Annotated in this window: 1 pseudogene; it reads right to left on the bottom strand. The window is 70.5% G+C overall.

Features of this window, described 5'->3' with window-relative positions:
- Window positions 1-958, bottom strand: a pseudogene (locus EN943_RS37885) (autotransporter outer membrane beta-barrel domain-containing protein); the annotation flags it as partial.

Here is a 958-nt window from a genome sequence, read left to right as displayed (position 1 = left end):
GTTGTAGGTGACCTCGTCTCCGTTGCCGGCCGCGCTGCCGCTGCCGCCGACCGAAACAGACACGATGCCGCCAAGCGCAAACGCGCCACCGCCATTGCCGCCGCCGCCACCCACCGACTGTGCGAGGATGCCAATGGCCGAACGACCGTTGGTGTCGACCGTCGGACCGGTCGCGGCCTGGTTGACGTTGACGGCTCCGGCATTGCCGCCGGTTCCGCCGCCGCCGCCGATCGCGACAGCGACTGCCGGGGCGACCGACAGGGCAAAGCCGCCATTGCCGCCACCCCCACCGACCGACTGAGCCAGAACGCCATGCGCGCCATCGCCGCTGCCGTCAGCGCCAGTTGTTATCGTGCCGCCGACATTGGCGATGACAGTCCCGCCCTTGCCACCGCCGCCGGCTGTGCCGCCGATCGAGACGATGCCGGCTGCGCCGCCGCCATCGCCACCGCCGCCGCCGACCGACTGTGCGACGATGCCGCCGGCATTGTCGCCGGCCGTCGAAATGTCGCTGAGGCTCGAGACGGTGACGAGTTTCGATGCACCGCCCTCGCCGCCATTGCCGCCGATGCCGATCGCCGCCGCGAATGTGCCGGTGGCGTTGACCGCGACCGCGATCGCGGCACCACCATTGCCGCCCGTGCCACCGACCGATTGCGCAAAGATGCCGCGCGATCCCTGACCATAGGTGGTCAGCGAGCCGGCGGTCTCCACCGTCACGGTGTTGCCGTCGCTGGCGTCGCCGGCGGCTCCGCCCATGGCCAGCGCAAGCGCCCCCACCGCAGCCGAAACCGAAAACCCGCCATTGCCGCCACCGCCACCAATCGACTGCGCGAACACGGCATCCGACTGGTCGCCGTGCGTGATGATCGAATAGGCGGTATCGTTGGCGTCGCGCAGCACTTGCACCGCGCCGGAGGTGCCACCGCTGCCGCCCGAGCCACCAATAGCGACGCTG

Origin of the sequence: Mesorhizobium sp. M7A.F.Ca.US.006.01.1.1 (assembly GCF_003997935.1) — a bacterium.
In the GTDB taxonomy this organism is placed as follows: Bacteria; Pseudomonadota; Alphaproteobacteria; order Rhizobiales; family Rhizobiaceae; genus Mesorhizobium.
Note: the sequence above shows the minus strand (reverse complement) of the source record. Positions and strands in the feature narration are given on the sequence as shown.